Annotated in this window: 17 protein-coding genes; 12 read left to right on the forward strand and 5 right to left on the reverse strand. The window is 34.1% G+C overall.

Annotated features, from left to right (window positions below):
- Positions 1 to 2: 2 nt before the first annotated feature.
- Together coaE and GJV76_RS06440 are read right to left on the reverse strand one after the other, a co-directional pair.
- Positions 3 to 599 (reverse strand): dephospho-CoA kinase, encoded by a 597-nt coding sequence (gene coaE, locus GJV76_RS06435; RefSeq protein ID WP_155091820.1) that lies wholly within the window; start codon positions 597 to 599, stop codon positions 3 to 5.
- 12 nt (positions 600 to 611) lie between these two features.
- Positions 612 to 1,607 (reverse strand): glycosyltransferase, encoded by a 996-nt coding sequence (locus GJV76_RS06440; protein ID WP_155091821.1) that lies wholly within the window; start codon positions 1,605 to 1,607, stop codon positions 612 to 614.
- Between the two features lie 139 nt (positions 1,608 to 1,746).
- On the opposite strand from GJV76_RS06440, the gene porX reads away from it, so the two are divergent.
- The 5 genes from porX (at position 1,747) to GJV76_RS06465 (ending at position 6,898) form a co-directional block, all read left to right on the forward strand.
- Positions 1,747 to 3,300 carry a T9SS response regulator signal transducer PorX gene (gene porX, locus GJV76_RS06445; protein WP_155091822.1) on the forward strand — a complete coding sequence of 518 codons (1,554 nt, stop codon included), beginning with the start codon at positions 1,747 to 1,749 and terminating at the stop codon, positions 3,298 to 3,300.
- A gap of 1 nt (position 3,301) precedes the next feature.
- The gene (gene tsaE, locus GJV76_RS06450; protein WP_155091823.1) at positions 3,302 to 3,718 is read left to right on the forward strand and encodes a tRNA (adenosine(37)-N6)-threonylcarbamoyltransferase complex ATPase subunit type 1 TsaE; all 417 of its coding nucleotides are present in this window, start codon (positions 3,302 to 3,304) and stop codon (positions 3,716 to 3,718) included.
- 16 nt (positions 3,719 to 3,734) lie between these two features.
- Entirely contained in the window at positions 3,735 to 4,931 is a 1,197-nt protein-coding gene (locus GJV76_RS06455; RefSeq protein WP_155091824.1) for an alanine dehydrogenase, read from the forward strand.
- A gap of 62 nt (positions 4,932 to 4,993) precedes the next feature.
- Positions 4,994 to 5,371, forward strand: coding sequence for a DUF4258 domain-containing protein (locus tag GJV76_RS06460; RefSeq protein WP_155091825.1), 378 nt, complete (start codon positions 4,994 to 4,996; stop codon positions 5,369 to 5,371).
- Positions 5,372 to 6,493: 1,122 nt separating this feature from the next.
- Entirely contained in the window at positions 6,494 to 6,898 is a 405-nt protein-coding gene (locus GJV76_RS06465) for a DUF4377 domain-containing protein (RefSeq protein ID WP_155091826.1), read from the forward strand.
- Between the two features lie 116 nt (positions 6,899 to 7,014).
- Here GJV76_RS06465 and GJV76_RS06470 read toward each other — a convergent pair whose 3' ends face one another.
- On the reverse strand, positions 7,015 to 7,497 hold the full coding sequence (locus GJV76_RS06470; RefSeq protein WP_155091827.1) for a hypothetical protein: 483 nt from the start codon (positions 7,495 to 7,497) through the stop codon (positions 7,015 to 7,017).
- 623 nt (positions 7,498 to 8,120) lie between these two features.
- Between GJV76_RS06470 and recG the strand changes: the two genes are divergently transcribed.
- Both recG and GJV76_RS06480 read left to right on the forward strand, forming a co-directional pair.
- Positions 8,121 to 10,223: an ATP-dependent DNA helicase RecG gene (recG, locus tag GJV76_RS06475; RefSeq protein ID WP_155091828.1), complete on the forward strand. Its 2,103-nt coding sequence runs from the start codon at positions 8,121 to 8,123 to the stop codon at positions 10,221 to 10,223.
- A gap of 11 nt (positions 10,224 to 10,234) precedes the next feature.
- Positions 10,235 to 10,816, forward strand: a complete 582-nt coding sequence (locus GJV76_RS06480; RefSeq protein ID WP_155091829.1) for a non-canonical purine NTP diphosphatase — start codon at positions 10,235 to 10,237, stop codon at positions 10,814 to 10,816.
- A gap of 51 nt (positions 10,817 to 10,867) precedes the next feature.
- Here the strand turns inward: GJV76_RS06480 and GJV76_RS06485 are convergent, their stop codons facing one another.
- Both GJV76_RS06485 and GJV76_RS06490 read right to left on the reverse strand, forming a co-directional pair.
- Entirely contained in the window at positions 10,868 to 11,089 is a 222-nt protein-coding gene (locus tag GJV76_RS06485; protein ID WP_155091830.1) for a hypothetical protein, read from the reverse strand.
- Between the two features lie 60 nt (positions 11,090 to 11,149).
- Positions 11,150 to 11,365 carry a hypothetical protein gene (locus GJV76_RS06490; RefSeq protein ID WP_155091831.1) on the reverse strand — a complete coding sequence of 72 codons (216 nt, stop codon included), beginning with the start codon at positions 11,363 to 11,365 and terminating at the stop codon, positions 11,150 to 11,152.
- A 532-nt stretch (positions 11,366 to 11,897) separates the two neighbouring features.
- On the opposite strand from GJV76_RS06490, the gene GJV76_RS06495 reads away from it, so the two are divergent.
- The 5 genes from GJV76_RS06495 to GJV76_RS06515 all read left to right on the forward strand — a co-directional run bounded on the left by GJV76_RS06495 (position 11,898) and on the right by GJV76_RS06515 (position 17,020).
- Positions 11,898 to 13,775 carry a DEAD/DEAH box helicase gene (locus GJV76_RS06495; RefSeq protein WP_155091832.1) on the forward strand — a complete coding sequence of 626 codons (1,878 nt, stop codon included), beginning with the start codon at positions 11,898 to 11,900 and terminating at the stop codon, positions 13,773 to 13,775.
- Between the two features lie 69 nt (positions 13,776 to 13,844).
- Entirely contained in the window at positions 13,845 to 14,582 is a 738-nt protein-coding gene (locus GJV76_RS06500) for a carboxypeptidase-like regulatory domain-containing protein (protein WP_155091833.1), read from the forward strand.
- A gap of 134 nt (positions 14,583 to 14,716) precedes the next feature.
- The gene (locus GJV76_RS06505) at positions 14,717 to 15,976 is read left to right on the forward strand and encodes a dihydroorotase (protein WP_155091834.1); all 1,260 of its coding nucleotides are present in this window, start codon (positions 14,717 to 14,719) and stop codon (positions 15,974 to 15,976) included.
- 6 nt (positions 15,977 to 15,982) lie between these two features.
- Positions 15,983 to 16,360: a hypothetical protein gene (locus GJV76_RS06510; RefSeq protein WP_155091835.1), complete on the forward strand. Its 378-nt coding sequence runs from the start codon at positions 15,983 to 15,985 to the stop codon at positions 16,358 to 16,360.
- 9 nt (positions 16,361 to 16,369) lie between these two features.
- Positions 16,370 to 17,020, forward strand: coding sequence for an alpha/beta hydrolase (locus tag GJV76_RS06515; protein WP_155091836.1), 651 nt, complete (start codon positions 16,370 to 16,372; stop codon positions 17,018 to 17,020).
- Positions 17,021 to 17,071: the final 51 nt, after the last annotated feature.

The following is a 17,071-nucleotide window of genomic DNA, read 5'->3' on the forward strand; positions in this document are numbered from 1 at the left end:
AATTAAATTGAATTTTTTCTCAATTTAATGTCATTAACAATGGAAATTACGCATTCTTTAACCAATTTCATATCAATATTCTCAATAATATAATCGCTTAATGACTTTTTCTTCAAGTCATCCCATTGATTAGCTATAATCTGTCGAATACTGTCTTCCGTTGTGTTATCTCGCTTCTTTACGCGCTCAATTCTTATTTCTTCTGGTGCTGTAACAAGAATCGTAAAGTCACATTCCCTATCCAAACCCTTTTCAAATAGAATGGCTGACTCCTTTATAATAAAATCAGCTGCCTGATTTGCCTGAACAAATTCGAGAAAGTCTTTCTTTACTTCTGGGTGTACTATACTATTTAACTCATTTAACAGTGATTTATTGTCAAATACTACTTCGCGAATCTTTCTCCTATCTAACTTTCCCAAAGCATCGAGCACATTGATTGGAAAAACAGCCTGTATTCTATCTATTACATCTTGTCGATCCATTATATACTTTGCTCTATCATCAGCTATATAAATCGGTATTCCCTCTGCTTCAAACATTTTGGCTACCGTCGTTTTACCACTGCCTATACCTCCTGTTAACCCAACTATTTTCATAACGCTTACCTTCTATTTAAAAAACATCTCTGGCAATGCTTCTTCAGGTTTTCTATTCAAGACAACTATTCTATAAGTAGCTTTAACAAAACCCGTACCATAACCAAAAAATTGTATAAAAACTGACAAAATTGACAAAAAACCTATTTTCAAACTACGCTCTTTTATCGCAGATGTCATAAATACAAGTAAAAAGTACAAAATATAAAGACAAAACAAGTAATAATTTTCAAATAAAATACCTATCAAACTCATAAGTAATCCCAAAATAAAAACACTCGGAAACCAATAGGTTAACTTACTGTACTTTGGATACCTTTTATTTAAAATAGGCCTTGCCTTGCCAAACTTATTTACTTGCGTATAAAATTTCTTCCAGTCTATTCTCCTTTTGTGATAGACATAAGCCTTAGGGAAAAGCTCCGTTTCAAAACCTAATTCCCATAAGCGAATCGTCAAATCAGGATCCTCTCCTGGATGTATTTTACCATAACCTCCTGAAGCTTCAAATGCTTTCTTTGAAATTCCCATATTAAAGCTCCTTGGTTGAAACTTACCTACTCGCTCACTGCCCCCTCTTATACCCCCAGTTGTCATAAACGAGGTCATTGCAAAGTTGATTGCCTTTTGAACATCAGTAAAGCTATCCAATGCTGCATCAGGCCCACCAAAACAATCTACAAACTTGTGATTTAAATATTGGTCTACAATTGTCAAATACTGACTTGGTATTATACAATCTGAATCTAAAACAATAAAATAATCTCCTTTAGCGCGTTGCATACCATAGTTGCGCGAATCACCTGGTCCCGAATTTTCCTTATAATAGTAACTGACTGAAAGTCTGTCTTCATATTTTGCCACTATATCTCGTGAATCAATTGCTGAACCATCCTCTACCACAACCACCTCAAAATCACCTTTATAGGTTTGATTAGTCAAACTATCTAAAAGCTCGTCAATTTCATCTGGTCTATTGTAAAGAGGAATTATGAATGAATAGTACATTTTCCCAATATTTACATAATACTGTAACAAAAATATCGTTAAGTATTGTAATACAAAAATTGATTATTATATTTATCAATACTATTTTATTCTTTATTAGAATTAATACCCCACAAACTAATTACAAAACAATCAAAACATGAACAAAATCAGCATATTATGGGTCGATGATGAAATTGATTTACTTAAACCTCATATTCTTTTTTTAGAAAAAAAAAATTATATCGTTACAACGTGTACTAATGGTCAAGATGCCATTGAACTTGTCAAACAGCAATCATTTGACGTAGTATTCCTTGACGAGAATATGCCTGGGATTACAGGATTAGAAACTCTAAATGAAATCAAAAGTATCAACAGTAGTGTACCAATCATCATGATTACCAAAAGTGAAGAAGAATACATTATGGAGGAAGCAATTGGATCAAAGATATCTGATTACTTAATCAAACCTGTCAATCCGAATCAAATCCTTCTGAGCTTAAAGAAAAACCTCGACGATTCACGATTAATCTCTGAAAAATCAACACTTAGTTACCAGAAAGAGTTCCGCAATATATCGATGGACCTTATGGATGCAAGGACTTATGAAGACTGGATATCTATTTATAGAAAACTGTTATACTGGGAACAAAAATTAGAGACAATTGAAGATCAAGGATTAATTAATATCTTAGACAGTCAAAAATCTGAGGCCAACAACCTCTTTTGTAAATTTGTCGAGAAAAACTATGAATATTGGATTAATAACCCTGATGACAGCCCAGTATTTTCACATCAAATCTTTAGAAAGTGGATTGCTCCTGAACTAAAAAAAGAAAATGCCAAAATATTATTTGTCGTTGTCGATAATATGCGATACGATCAATGGAGAGCATTTGAGCCTATAATAGGAAATCACTATAAAGTAGAATCTGAATACAGTTTCTTTTCCATTTTACCTTCTGCAACTCAGTATTCTCGAAATGCCATTTTCTCAGGGTTAACGCCTTTAGAAATGTCTGAACATTTCCCACAATATTGGAAGAACGACACTGATGAAGGGGGAAAAAATCTTTTTGAGAATGAATTCTTACAAGCCCAATTAAAGCGATTGCGACTTGACGTAAAAAATGAATACTACAAAATCACCAATCAAAGAGAAGGTAAAAAGTTAGCCGAAAACTTCAAAAGCCTAAAGAACAACCAATTAATTACGATTGTTTACAATTTCGTAGATATGCTTTCTCATGCCAAAACAGAAATGGAAGTTATTAAAGAACTGGCATCTAATGACAAAGCTTATCGTTCGCTAACTGTGAGTTGGTTCAAGAATTCTCCTTTGTTTGAAATGATTCAACAAGCCCAACAAATGGGATACAAAGTAGTCATCACAACCGATCACGGTACAATTAACTGTAAGAATCCTTCTAAGGTGATAGGCGATAAAAACACCAGCCTGAATTTGAGATACAAAACAGGTAAAAGCCTTACTTTTGAAAATAAGGATGTCTACGCAGTGAAAGATCCTAAAAAAATACAATTACCAAGTATTAATTTGAGTAGTTCATTTATTTTTGCAAAGAATGATTTATTTCTCGCTTACCAGAATAACTTCAATTACTATGTATCATACTACAGAAATACATACCAACATGGAGGTATCTCATTAGAAGAATTAATTGTTCCTTTTATTATTTTAAACCCCAAATAAAATGGAAATCACATTTTCTTTAGAAAATATTGATCAGACTGCAGAAACAGTACTAAGAAACATACAGAACAAAGTTGTTTTATTTGATGCTGAAATGGGCACAGGTAAAACAACTTTCATCAAATCATTAGCAAAGCACTTAGGAGTAAATGATTTGACAAGTAGTCCTACGTTCTCTATCGTCAATGAATATCATTCTGCTACGACAAGCGATATTGTCTATCACTTTGACCTATATCGCATCGAAGAAGAAGAAGAAGCCTATGACATGGGAATGGATGAATATCTTGACTCTGGCAATTGGTGTTTTATAGAATGGCCTGAGAAAACGCCTAATATAATTCCCGAAGACCATACTTTAATCGAAATCTTCACTTTAGAAAATGGAGATAGACGATTGACTTTAACAAATAACTAAATACCCTGTAACAATCATGAATTTCTCATCTCCTTTTTCTCAAAAAGATTTAATTCCTCAAGAAGAGTGCCTTATGGTTGAAAGACCTAAAAGCAGCTTATTCATAGGTGTACCAAAAGAAAACTTTGATATCGAAAGAAGAATATGTATCACCCCTGAGGCAGTACATACCTTAACCTCTTATGGTCATAGAATCTTAATCGAAAAAGGAGCTGGCGAAGCTGCGAGTTACACAGATCAAGAATACAGTAAGGCTGGTGCGGAAATTACTGCGGATATCAAAAAGGTTTTTGGCTGTCAGATTATCATAAAGGTTGTCCCTCCTACTTTGGAGGAGATAAAACTGCTTGCTCCATACTCGGTGGTATGGTCAACAATTCAATTAAAAACGCTTGATAACAAGTATTTTAACGCTTTAAGTAAGAAGAAAATCTCTGCTATTGGCATTGATTTCATACAGGACAAATTGGGTTCTTTTCCCTCAACCAGTGCGTTAAGTGAAATTGCAGGAATAGCCTCTATTCACATAGCCTCTGAACTCATGAGTACTATTAACGATGGAAAGGGACTGCTCTTTGGAAATATCACCGGTGTATTTCCCACGGAAGTAGTGATCCTTGGAGCTGGAATTGTAGCAGAAAACGCTGCGCGAACAGCTTTAAACTTAGGTGCAAATGTCAAAGTATTCGACAATTCACTACAAAAGCTAAAAAGACTACAGAACAACCTACCACATCGCATTGCTACATCGACCATACAAGAGAAGATATTGCTAAAAGCTTTAATGCGCTGCGACGTAGCCATTGGTGCTATCCGAGGAAAAACAAGAGCGCCAATCATCGTCAGCGAAACAATGGTAGAAAACATGAAAAAAGGCGCTGTAATCATTGATGTTGCGATTGATAACGGAGGGTGTTTTGAAACTTCAGAACTGACCACACACGAAAAACCTACCATAGTCAAAAATGGAGTTATTCACTATGGTGTGCCAAATATCACTTCCCGTTATTGCAGAACGGCCTCAATGGCATTAAGTAATATACTAACTCCACTCTTATTAGAATTTGTTGAAAACGGAGATCTGGAAGGTACAATTCACAGCGATAATACGATTCGATCTGGAATCTACAGCTACAAAGGACTCGTTACAAATCAAAGTGTGGCAAATTGGTTTAACCTTGATTTTAAAGACATCAATCTTTTCACCTTTTAAAATTTTGGTAAATGATTAGTTTACCAAGTTTGAATTAGTATTTTTGCACAAATTTATTTAAAATGAAATTTACACAACGTTTAGCATACTACTTGTTTGGTATTTTAATTGGCTGTATGTTCTTGGTTTATTTCTTTGGAGAAAAGAAAACTGAATTCTGTTATTTGCCAAACTGCAGAGTATTGAAAGACTTGAGAAGTAAACCTGTAGTTTATTCTCCTGAAGCTGAAAATATCTTTAAAGAGGGATGGGTTACAGACGATGATGTTAGAAATACCTTAACTTATGGTAAAGTTGATTTCTCTAAGAGTAATATCGAGGAAGAAAGTGGTAAACTATACATTGTCAAAGGCAAAAACGAAGCAAAAGAGCCAATCATTGTGGAGATAATTAATTACTCTGATAAAGTCAGATTAAAAAATATTAAAAAGGGAGAATAGATTTTCTCTTTCACCAAAATAGCAAAAGCCAATATCTTTAAGTAAAAGAGATATTGGCTTTTTTAATGGAGTTAAACACCACTATACTGTTATATTTTTAACCCTATCCTTACTTAGCAAACTCTCACTTCAATCCAGTGCTAAAAGTTGACAAGTACAGAATGATTCCCCCTTACTTACCAAGAAAAACTCTATATCATCACCATCCCTAAACCTACCTCCCCCTACTTTAAAACACTTATAGCTACTTTTATTTCCTTTATCAGTGGAAAAATAACAACTTGCCTTAACACAGCTTAAAAGTTCTTAAAACAGCTTTTAAATCGATTTAAAAAAGGTTTCTTGAATGTTTTTAAACCTTTAAAACAACCTTTGTTTTGATTATCCCCTTATCTATTCACTGAATACAGAGTACACCAAAAGCAATAAACCATTTAAAATGCGGGGGCAATTGAATCAGGACTTCTACACCTACTTTCACCTTGTGAAACTCTTTGACTAAATTCAACCTTACTAAACATAAAGAACACCAATACTTTCATCGGACTTTCTTGCACCTTTCTTCGAGTATCCTTGCACTTTTACTGCCCAAAAGGAGTGTTTTCCCAAGAAAACCCCCAGCAAGCTGCAAGAAAACCCGAAGAAAGTGCAACCAAAAGCACACTAATTTGAAAATAATCATACAAAACGGGTTTTGCTACTTTACAAAAAAGAAGTACTCCTATTGAATCACAGAAAGCAATACTTAGAAAATAATTCTTTAACAACAATCAGAAGATCAGAAAGCTTTTACCCAATATCACTACACAAGTATTCTGTTATGGGCATACTATTAGCTTTTTGTATTTTAAATTAAACTGGTGAATACCCACAGAGATTTTTACCTTTTGTTCAACCTAAGACTAATGACCACACAACGGTACACCCTTTTTGGCAAACCATTCTAATAGCTAAGATTCTATTTCTCACTTTAACATACTAAAAAACACTTTAACATGCTGCTATCAACAATAAAATCACTATTTTTATTACCAAGTATTATTGACTATCTCAGTGATAATCAACACACTGAAAAAAAAGTATAAGTACTTAAAAATCAGTATTTATTTAAAAAACACAACTATGAAAAAGGCGATTTTATTAATTGCAATTAGCGCAATGGCTTTTGTTTCTTGTAAAAACAATGAAAAGAAAGAAGACACAACAGTTCCTAATTCTGAACAAAAGACTGAAGAAGTACAACCTGTTGCACAACAAGAAGAAGTGCAGATTGAAGGAACAGTTACTTACATTATTGCAGATAAGTTAGCAGACTGTACAGGTGTCGGGCCAATGAAATGTATGCAAATTAAAGAGAGTAAAGATGCAGAATGGCAATTTATGTATCAAGGGATTGAGGGATTTGAGTACGAAGAAGGATTCGAGTACGTAGTAGAAGTAAAACGTACTGAATTAAAAAATCCTCCAGCAGATGCTCCTTCTATTCGCTATACTTTAGTCAAATTAATTTCTAAAGAGAAAAAATAAAACAACAAGAGGTTAGCTAAGCTAACCTCTTGTTCTGTATTCCACTTACACTTAAACAGTGATGGACTTTTTCATATATTTTCATCAATGCGATTCCACATTGTCACTAAATCAACTTACTCTTTATACGACTGAACTTTTCTATACACTTCTTCATAGTAATTGTTCGGTAGATCGCTTTCGCTTTGAGTTTCCTCACGATGACTTCCTTTCAGTGTACCAACTTTATATCGAATACTAATCCTATTCTCTCTTAAATTCACTATTCCCTTTACCTTTTCATTACTTTCCTCGTACTTGATACAAAGCACGTCCTCTGATAAATTTGAATCAAACTTGACAGTATACTGTTCACTTCCTTCCTTATGCTCACTCACTGATAGAACACCTCCATGCTTAAAAAAAAGCATCTTTTGATAACCATACACATCCAACTTCATCTCAACGTTTCCTTCTTCGCTTAAAACATTCATTTCCGTCATCTCCCACATTGTACCACTTAACGGGCCATTATTAACTAATTCATAATCAGAAGAACTGCACCCAAACAACATGAATAAAAAGACGAAATAGAAAGTTTTAAAATATTTATTTTTCACAGCAATTATTTTAATTTTATTTTATTTGTTAAAATTAATACTATTTGAATAACTTCAGCATAAATATTTGGCTAACCTATTTGTTTTTTGAGTAAGCATACGCTATATATGTAAAACAAAATTAAATAAGTATGAAAAACAGTGGAGTTCAAAGCAAAAAATAAGCTCCTACACTCCTCATTCCTACATCTCAAATAATATTACACACCCGTATTTTCAGCTTTGATTTTTTATTCTTTTACTTTTTCTCAGATGAATGGCAAATCAATTGTGCAATCAATAATCGGAATTAGAAAAAGCGAAACATACTTGCTTAAGACACTATCCCTTGTGGGTTATTAGACAATTTTCACCTACAAGGTACCATAGGTATTTAAGCGAAAAAGAAGGATCTAACACGAAATAGAATGAATGATACAAGTTTGCTACAGTAGAGTTTTAAAGTAAATTGAAAACTTGTGATTTAGATTTCCTTTGTTGGGTTTGAGCAAAGGGGATTCAAGGTTAAAACTCTAAGGTAAAAAACTCACTTTTTGCTTAGGATTATAGCAATACCAAAGAAGAAACGTAGAGGAGTTGCCGACATAAATTTGTATCTTAGCCCCGTATTTAACTTAATAAACATGTCGAGAAATCTACTTGATACACCAATTGAATACCTTAAAGGAGTTGGCCCACAGAGGGGAGATCTCCTAAAGAAAGAATTGGGTATTTTTACTTATAGAGATCTACTACATCTATATCCAAATAGATACATTGACCGTACAAAATACTATAGCATCAATGAACTAAATGGCAATAATAGCGAAGTACAAATCATTGGAAAAATCATTCACTTAAAAACAGTTGAACAAAAAAGAGGCAAACGCCTTGTAGCGACTTTCACAGATGGTACTGGAGAAATGGAACTCGTATGGTTTCAAGGTTTTAAATGGATTAAAGAGAATCTAAAAATCAACACTCCTTATGTTGCATTTGGCAAATTGAATAGTTTCAACTACTCTTTTTCAATTCCACATCCAGAATTAGAGCTGTTAGAAGACCACCAAAAGAACCTTTCTTCTGCCATGCAAGCAGTCTATCCTTCTACTGAAAAATTAGGTTCGAAGATATCAAATAAGGCAATGAATAAATTAATGAATCAACTTTTAGTTGAAACTCATCAATTGTTCAATGACACTTTACCGAAGGAAATGCGACAAAGATTAAGCCTACTCTCTATGAGAGATGCCTTAATTAATATTCACTTCCCAAAAGACCCAAACCTACTGTCCAAAGCAGAATTTAGATTGAAATTTGAAGAGTTCTTCTATATTCAAATGCAGTTGCTAATAAAAAATATTGCGCGTAAACACAAGATTAAAGGTTTTCCTTTTAAAACTGTTGGCGACTATTTCAATACTTTTTACAAAGAACATTTACCCTTCCCATTAACAGGAGCTCAAAAGAGGGTAATTAAAGAAATTAGAAATGACGTTGGCCAAGAGGCTCAAATGAATCGCTTACTACAAGGAGATGTAGGATCGGGAAAAACAATTGTTGCTTTTCTCAGCTGCTTATTAGCCTTAGACAACGGTTTCCAAGCTTGTATTGTTGCCCCGACAGAGATTTTGGCAACGCAACACTTTATTGGTATATCCGAATTTGCCCAACCGTTGAATTTAAATATAAAGTTATTGACTGGATCATCCAAAACAGTAGAACGCCGAATCATTCACGAAGAACTTGAAAGCGGAGAACTGCAGATTTTAATTGGAACTCATGCGCTTTTTGAAGATAAAGTTATTTTTAAAAATCTCGGCTTAGCGATTATAGATGAACAACATCGATTCGGTGTTGAACAACGTTCAAAATTGTGGACTAAAAATGTCCTCCCTCCCCATGTATTAGTCATGACAGCTACACCTATTCCCCGTACTCTTGCCATGAGTTTGTATGGAGATCTTGATGTTTCAGTTATAGATGAACTCCCACCTGGTCGAAAACCAATAGAAACCCTTCATTATTTTGAAGGGAAGCGATTGGCTGTTTGGCATTTTATCAGAACGGAAATTGCCAAGGGAAGACAAGTATACATCGTATATCCACTAATAGAAGAAAGCGAAACCTTGGATTACAAAAATCTCATGGAGGGATATGAGGGGATATCCAGAGATTTCCCTTTACCTGAATACAGTGTAAGCATTGTTCATGGTCAGATGACTCCTGCTGAAAAAGAAGTTGAAATGGATCGATTTGCTAAGGGAAACACAAATATCATGGTCGCAACAACTGTAATTGAAGTTGGCGTGAATGTCCCGAATGCTTCTGTAATGATTATCGAAAGTGCGGAGCGTTTTGGTTTATCTCAACTACACCAGCTAAGAGGCCGCGTGGGTAGAGGCGCTGAACAAAGTTATTGTATCCTTATGACCGGAGATAAACTGAGTAATGACTCAAAAATCAGAATGGAAACTATGTGCCGTACCAATGATGGATTCGAAATATCCGAAGTAGATCTAAAGCTTAGAGGTCCCGGAGATATCATGGGAAAACAACAAAGCGGAACGCTTCCTTTAAAAATAGCAGATATCGTTAAGGACCAAGATATCCTACACTATGCAAGACATCAGGCTGTACAACTTCTAAAAGAAGATCCTAACTTAGAAGACGAAACAAATCAAAATATTAAAAACAAATTAAACGTACTAAATAGCAAAACAACTATTTGGAATTACATAAGCTAAACAACAACACTATGAAATTAGTATTTGCTTCAAACAACAAAAACAAAATTAAGGAAATCAAGAATCAACTACCTGATTCAATAGAAATTTTAAGTCTTGAAGATATTGGATGTAATATAGACATCCCAGAAACAGCTGACACAATAGAGGGCAACGCCAAACTAAAAGCTGACTTTGTCAAAAGACACTATTGTTATGATTGCTTCGCTGATGATTCAGGACTCGAAGTAGATGCACTGAATGGAGCCCCAGGTGTGTACTCTGCAAGATATGCTGGCGAGGATAAAAATGACGATGCGAATATTGACAAATTATTAGAAACACTAAAAGATAAAGATAACCGCAAGGCGAATTTCAAAACAGTAATTTGCCTAAACTTACATACAGAAACTTTCTACTTCACAGGTATTATAGATGGTCATTTATTAAAAGAGCGCCAAGGTAATCAAGGATTCGGTTACGACCCAATCTTTGTAGCAGAGGGTATGGATAAATCATTTGCCGAAATAACTATAGAGCAAAAAAATGCCATTAGCCATAGAGGAAAGGCTGTTAGTCAATTAGTCAATTTCTTGCTAACGCAACAAAAATAAACAACAAGGGCAGTCTGCACAGACTGCCCTTGTTGTTTATTTTTGTTAATCCTATTTTCTGAGAAAGTACTCCCTCCCCTGAGTATCAACATACACTTTTCTTCCATCAAACAACTCACGTATAAATAAATATTCATTTAATCGTTTTAGTTCTTTATATTTTAATGTAGTTATTTTTGCTAAACCATACTTCTTCTCTTTCTCAACAATTAATTCAGAAGGATTGCTTTCAAATACAATACTATCATACCCTATATCAGGCTGACTGTACAAACGATACTTCCCTTCTCTCTCTAAAATATACTATAGAGAATTTCTTGAAACTACATTGGATTAACTTGAATAACCAATAGTCTTTTGTCCATTAAAAATTAAAACATTTACACTCTTTATTAGTTTAATAGAATCTACTAATATCACACTGCTTACAGTATAAGGGGCATAAGTACCACATATCTCATAAATATTAAAAATATCCTTTTCCTTTTTTATTTCATACTCAACAAATGGTTTAAAGTTACCACAATACGCTATACCTGTATTTTTCATAGGTTTATTATCATAATCAACAAAGTACACTTCTCCTTTGTTTGTAATAACTCAATACCTTCCTTCCTCTTCATTTACTCTTTGTTTGTCTAAGGTATCCGATTTATTAAATAGTGGTTTAGTCACTTGAGCTGATACAATACTTTATATTAGACAACATATCAAAAAAGTAAACAATACTCTCACAATCATTTTTTACAGCCAATACAATTAACAAAACACTAATATACTGATCATTACAAACACAAACTCCTATTACATCTTCACAAGTAAAGAACCAATCACATCGTCTCATCTTTCTACCAATCACACTTTAACAAAAAAGTCTAAAACATTAATGGCACACTTTTTAGGCTAAGACCAAACTATTTAATAATGAACACCTTACCTAAAAACAATTGAAAAATCACTGTTTAATCGACATGAAAAGGCATATACAAAGCGTTAAATTATTTATTTTTCAATAATAAATGACTTTGAAGTATAATTTTTCATTGAATAGTAGTACATTTGCGGCTATTTTAATATTTATATGAACAATTTCGAACAATTAGGATTAAATGAATCCCTTCTATCAGCGATTAGTGATTTAGGATTTGAAAATCCATCAGAAATCCAGGTAAAGGCGATTCCTTTATTATTAGAAAAAAATACCGATATTGTTGCGTTAGCCCAAACGGGAACTGGGAAAACCGCAGCATTTGGTTTTCCTTTGATCCAGAAGATAGACTTGTCTAAAAAAAATACGCAAGCTCTTATCTTATCGCCGACTAGAGAGTTATGTTTGCAAATCGCAAACGAAATTAAACAGTACGCTAAGTACGTAAAAGGCCTACATACTGTTGCTATTTACGGTGGTGCAAGCATCACAGAACAAGCAAGAGAAATTAAACGCGGTGCAAATATCATTGTTGCTACTCCTGGTAGAATGCAGGACATGATCAACAGAGGTATGGTTAATATCAAAGATATTGAGTACTGTGTTTTAGATGAGGCGGATGAAATGCTTAATATGGGCTTCTATGACGATATCACAGCTATTTTAGCGGATACTCCAGAAGAAAAAAACATTTGGTTGTTTTCAGCAACAATGCCTGCAGAGGTAGCAAGTATTGCAAGAGAGTTTATGAAAACTCCAGAAGAAATTACAGTTGGACACAAAAATCAAGCTTCGACAAATGTTAGTCACGAATTTTACCTTGTTGGAGGTAGAGATCGTTATTTAGCACTTAAACGCTTAGCTGATGCAAACCCTGACATTTTCTCAGTTGTATTTTGTAGAACAAAAAGAGATACACAAGCAATTGCTGAAAAGTTAATTGAAGACGGGTATAATGCTGCTGCTTTACACGGAGATTTATCACAAGCGCAAAGAGATGCAGTAATGAAATCTTTCCGCGGTAAACAAATTCAAATGTTAGTAGCTACAGACGTTGCTGCTCGTGGAATTGACGTTGACGACATTACACACGTAATTAACTACCAATTACCAGACGAAATCGAAACGTACACTCACCGTAGTGGTCGTACAGGACGTGCAGGTAAATCAGGTACATCTATGGTAATCATTACCAAAAGTGAACTTAGAAAAATCGGTCAAATTGAAAGAATTATCAAAACAAAATTTGAAGAGAAACCAATCCCTTCAGGTATTGAGATTTGCGAAATTCAATTATACCACTTAGCAAATAGAATCAAAGACGTAGAGGTTAATCAAGAGATTGAATCATTCATTCCTGCGATTACTGAATTACTTCAAGATTTTGACAAAGAGGAAATTATCAAGAAAGTAGTTTCTGTAGAATTCAACAGATTCTTAGATTACTACCAAAAACCTTCTAATAATTTAACTTCTGTATCTTCATCTCGTGGAAACTCAAAAGAAATTCCATCAGACGGTGCAGTTCGTTTCTTCATCAACTTAGGAGCTAAAGACGATTTAGATTGGATGACTCTTAAGGATTACTTAAAAGAGACATTGGATTTAGGTAGAGATGATTTATTCAAAGTTGACGTAAAAGAAGGTTTCTCTTTCTTCAATGTTGAAGCAGATCACGCTGAGAAAGTAATGTCTATCTTAAACGAAGAATCTTACAAAGGTCGTAGAGTAAATGTTGAAATCTCTAACAATGATGGAGGTAGAAACAACAATAGACGTGACCACAACAGAAGAGGTGGACGTAGCAACGACAGAGGTGGAGAAAGATCTTTCAGAAGTGGAAATTCAGACAGACGCGGTGGTGAGAGAAGATCTGACGACAGACGCGGTGGTGAAAGAAGATCTGATGACAGACGTGGTGGTGAAAGAAGATCAGATAGAAATTCTGACAACAACAGAGCTCCACGTAATGAAAGAAGCTCGAGAAGAAGTAGCGATGCAGGATCTTCAAGAAGAACAAGAAGAAACTAATTTGTTAATTTTTACGAAATAGTACTTAAAACTGTAAAATATCTTTTATTTTTAAGCAATCTTAAAACTATGAGAAATTTTACAGTTTTTTTATTTCTAATACTGAGCTCCTTTACTGTTTTTGCCCAAAGCAAAAATGAAGTAAAAGGTACTATCATTAATGATAAGTCATTTTTACCTATTGACGATGTCAATGTAATAAACATTACCCGAGTAAAAGGAACTGTCAGCAAAAGGGATGGTACATTTGCCTTAGAGGCGAACCTAAACGACTCTATACACTTCTCCTACCCTGGCTATAATCCGATCAAACTTAAAGTGACCAATGACTGGCTTAACAACGAGAATTTAAAGATTTACTTTGAAGAGCAAACCATTATGTTAGACGAGATTATTATTAGAAAATTTGACTTAACAGGTATATTAGAAGTCGATACCAAATTATTAGAGTTAAATGACAAAATGGAATTTGACTTTTACAGAAGAAATAGAACACCGTATTATAGTTCAGCAATAGGGACTTTCTTTAGCCCTGTCGACGCAGTCTATAATATGTTTAAAGGAAAAGATAAAAAGCTCAAGAAATTGGATGCAATTAAGGAAGATCAAAACATGATCGCTTTAATGCAAACGAGGTATGATAGAGAGATTGTCTGTGGGTTATTAGACATTACAAGAGAGGATATCGTCAAGACTCTTCAAAATTGTAGCTATTCTGATAAATTTATTTATACCGCAACAGATTTTCAAATTTATCAAGCCCTAAATGATTGCTATAACAATTCCAAAGTGCTATCTTCAAAATAATTCAATACATCTATTATATAGATGTATTTTTTTATGCCCTAACGAATTTGAATAGAGAAAGATCAATTTCTGAGAATTTAAAGTATTTTTGCAACAGTAACAACACATCATAATTTAAAACTACGCTATAAAAGATGAATATCATTTTAAAGAAAGTTAAAGTAATTGACACAACAAGTACGCACCACAATCAACTTGTTGATTTAAAAATTGAGAATGGCTTAATTACACAAATTGCCAATACGATCGAGCCTACGTCCGATGAATTAATTATCAAGGAAGATAATTTACACATTTCGCCAGGCTGGTTTGATTCATCCGTTTGTTTAGGAGAACCAGGATTCGAGGAAAGAGAAAATATACAAAACGGATTGCTTACAGCAGCTAAAAGTGGATTTACACAGATTGCTGTAGAACCTAACAACAATCCAATTACAGATAACCAAACCATAGTTAACTTTATCAAGCAAAAAGCACAAGGAGCTACAACTGAAGTTTTCCCTATAGGCGCTTTAACAGTAGGGTCTAAAGGTACTGATCTTGCAGAATTGTTTGACATGAAGAATGCTGGAGCTATAGCTTTTGGAGATTATAAAAAGGCAATTGGCAATGCCAATGTTTTAAAAATAGCACTACAATATGTTCAAGATTTTGACGGCTTAGTTATCGCTTACAGTCAAGACGACAGTATTATTGGGAAAGGAGTTGCTAACGAGGGAACTGAGGCAACAAAATTAGGTCTAAAGGGAATTCCTGCTCTTTCAGAAGAAATTCAAATAGCACGCAACCTATTCTTACTGGAGTATACAGGAGGAAAGTTACACATCCCTACTATATCTACTGCGAAGTCAATTGAACTGATTAAAGAAGCCAAAAAGAAAGGCTTACAAGTTACTTGTAGTGTTGCAGTACATCACTTAGTGATGACAGACGAAAAGCTAAGAGAATTTGATACCAGATACAAAGTATTACCTCCTCTAAGAGATGAAAACACTCGCCAAGCATTAATTGAAGCAGTAAAAGACGGCACAATTGACTGTATCACTTCTGAGCACAATCCACTGGATATTGAACACAAAAAGCTGGAGTTTGACAAAGCCTCTTTTGGAACAATCGGTTTAGAGAGTGCATTCACCGCTTTGAATACCATATTGCCAGTCGATGTAATCGTTGAAAAATTAACAAAGGCAAGAGCCATCTTTCAATTAGAAAAAGTATCAATCAAAGAAGGAGAAAAAGCAAATCTATCGTTATTTACAACTGAAGGAGAATATACTTTTACGAAAAAGAATATACTATCTAAATCACATAACTCAGCCTTTTTAAACTTACAACTGAAAGGAAAAGTAATTGGCTGTATAAACAACAATAATATAACACTGAATAAAGAGTAAAATCAAATGAATACACAGAAAAATCAAGAAGGCGGAAAGTCACAGCTTTTTATTAGCGCTGAAGAAGTAAAAAAAGGAAAGACAATGGCAGTAGTAGCACATATTACAATTATTGGTTGCCTTGTAGCTATATTTAGCAATATTGATTCAAAAAATAAATACTCTGGCTTTTATATCAAACAAGCTTTTGGGATTCACCTCCTATTTTATGCATTAGCTTACTTTGTGGGAATGGCAAACTCTTGGTTTATGACTTCAGGTTTCTTCCTGTGTTTTTTCATCTTGTGGGTATATAGCTTTGTAGGATCATTGAGTAATGACATCAAAGTACTACCTGCTTTTGGAGTTTACTTTCAAAAATGGTTTAATAAATTATCTGCTTAAAATATCACTATGGACACATCTTTATCAATATCATATATACTTAAAGAGCCTAAGGTAATTAAGGATAAGAATCCCTTAATCATCCTTTTGCATGGATATGGAAGTAATGAGGAAGATCTTTTCTCTTTCGCTTCAGAATTATCTGATGAATATTATATTGTTTCTGCCCGTGCACCCTACCCTGTTCCTCCTTATGGATATGCATGGTATGCAATACATTTTGATGCAGATGCAAACAAATTCTCTGATGACGCACAGGCGATAGAATCGAGAGAATTAATCGTAAAGTTTATAGACGAATTGCTTCAAAAGTACCCTATTGACTCAAACAACGTTAATTTAGTTGGATTTAGTCAAGGAGCTATTTTAAGTTATTCAATAGCATTATCTTATCCCGAAAAGGTAAACAAAGTAGTCGCTTTAAGTGGATATTTCAATACAAACATTATCAATGAGAACTTCGAATCAAATGATTTTTCTAAGATTAAGTTCTTTGCTTCACACGGTACAGTTGATCAAGTCATTCCCGTTGATTGGGCAAGACAAACACCCACTGTACTAAAAAGCTTAAACATCGATTTTCAATACAAAGAATATCCCGTAGGTCATGGAGTACATCCTTTAAACTTCAAAGACTTTAAAGATTTCTTAGAACAATAAAAAAGAGGGAGGTGATTAAATATAGTCACCTCCCTCTTTTGTATTTTCCAA

Origin of the sequence: Myroides albus (genome assembly GCF_009711045.1) — a bacterium.
Lineage (GTDB): Bacteria > Bacteroidota > Bacteroidia > Flavobacteriales > Flavobacteriaceae > Flavobacterium > Flavobacterium album_A.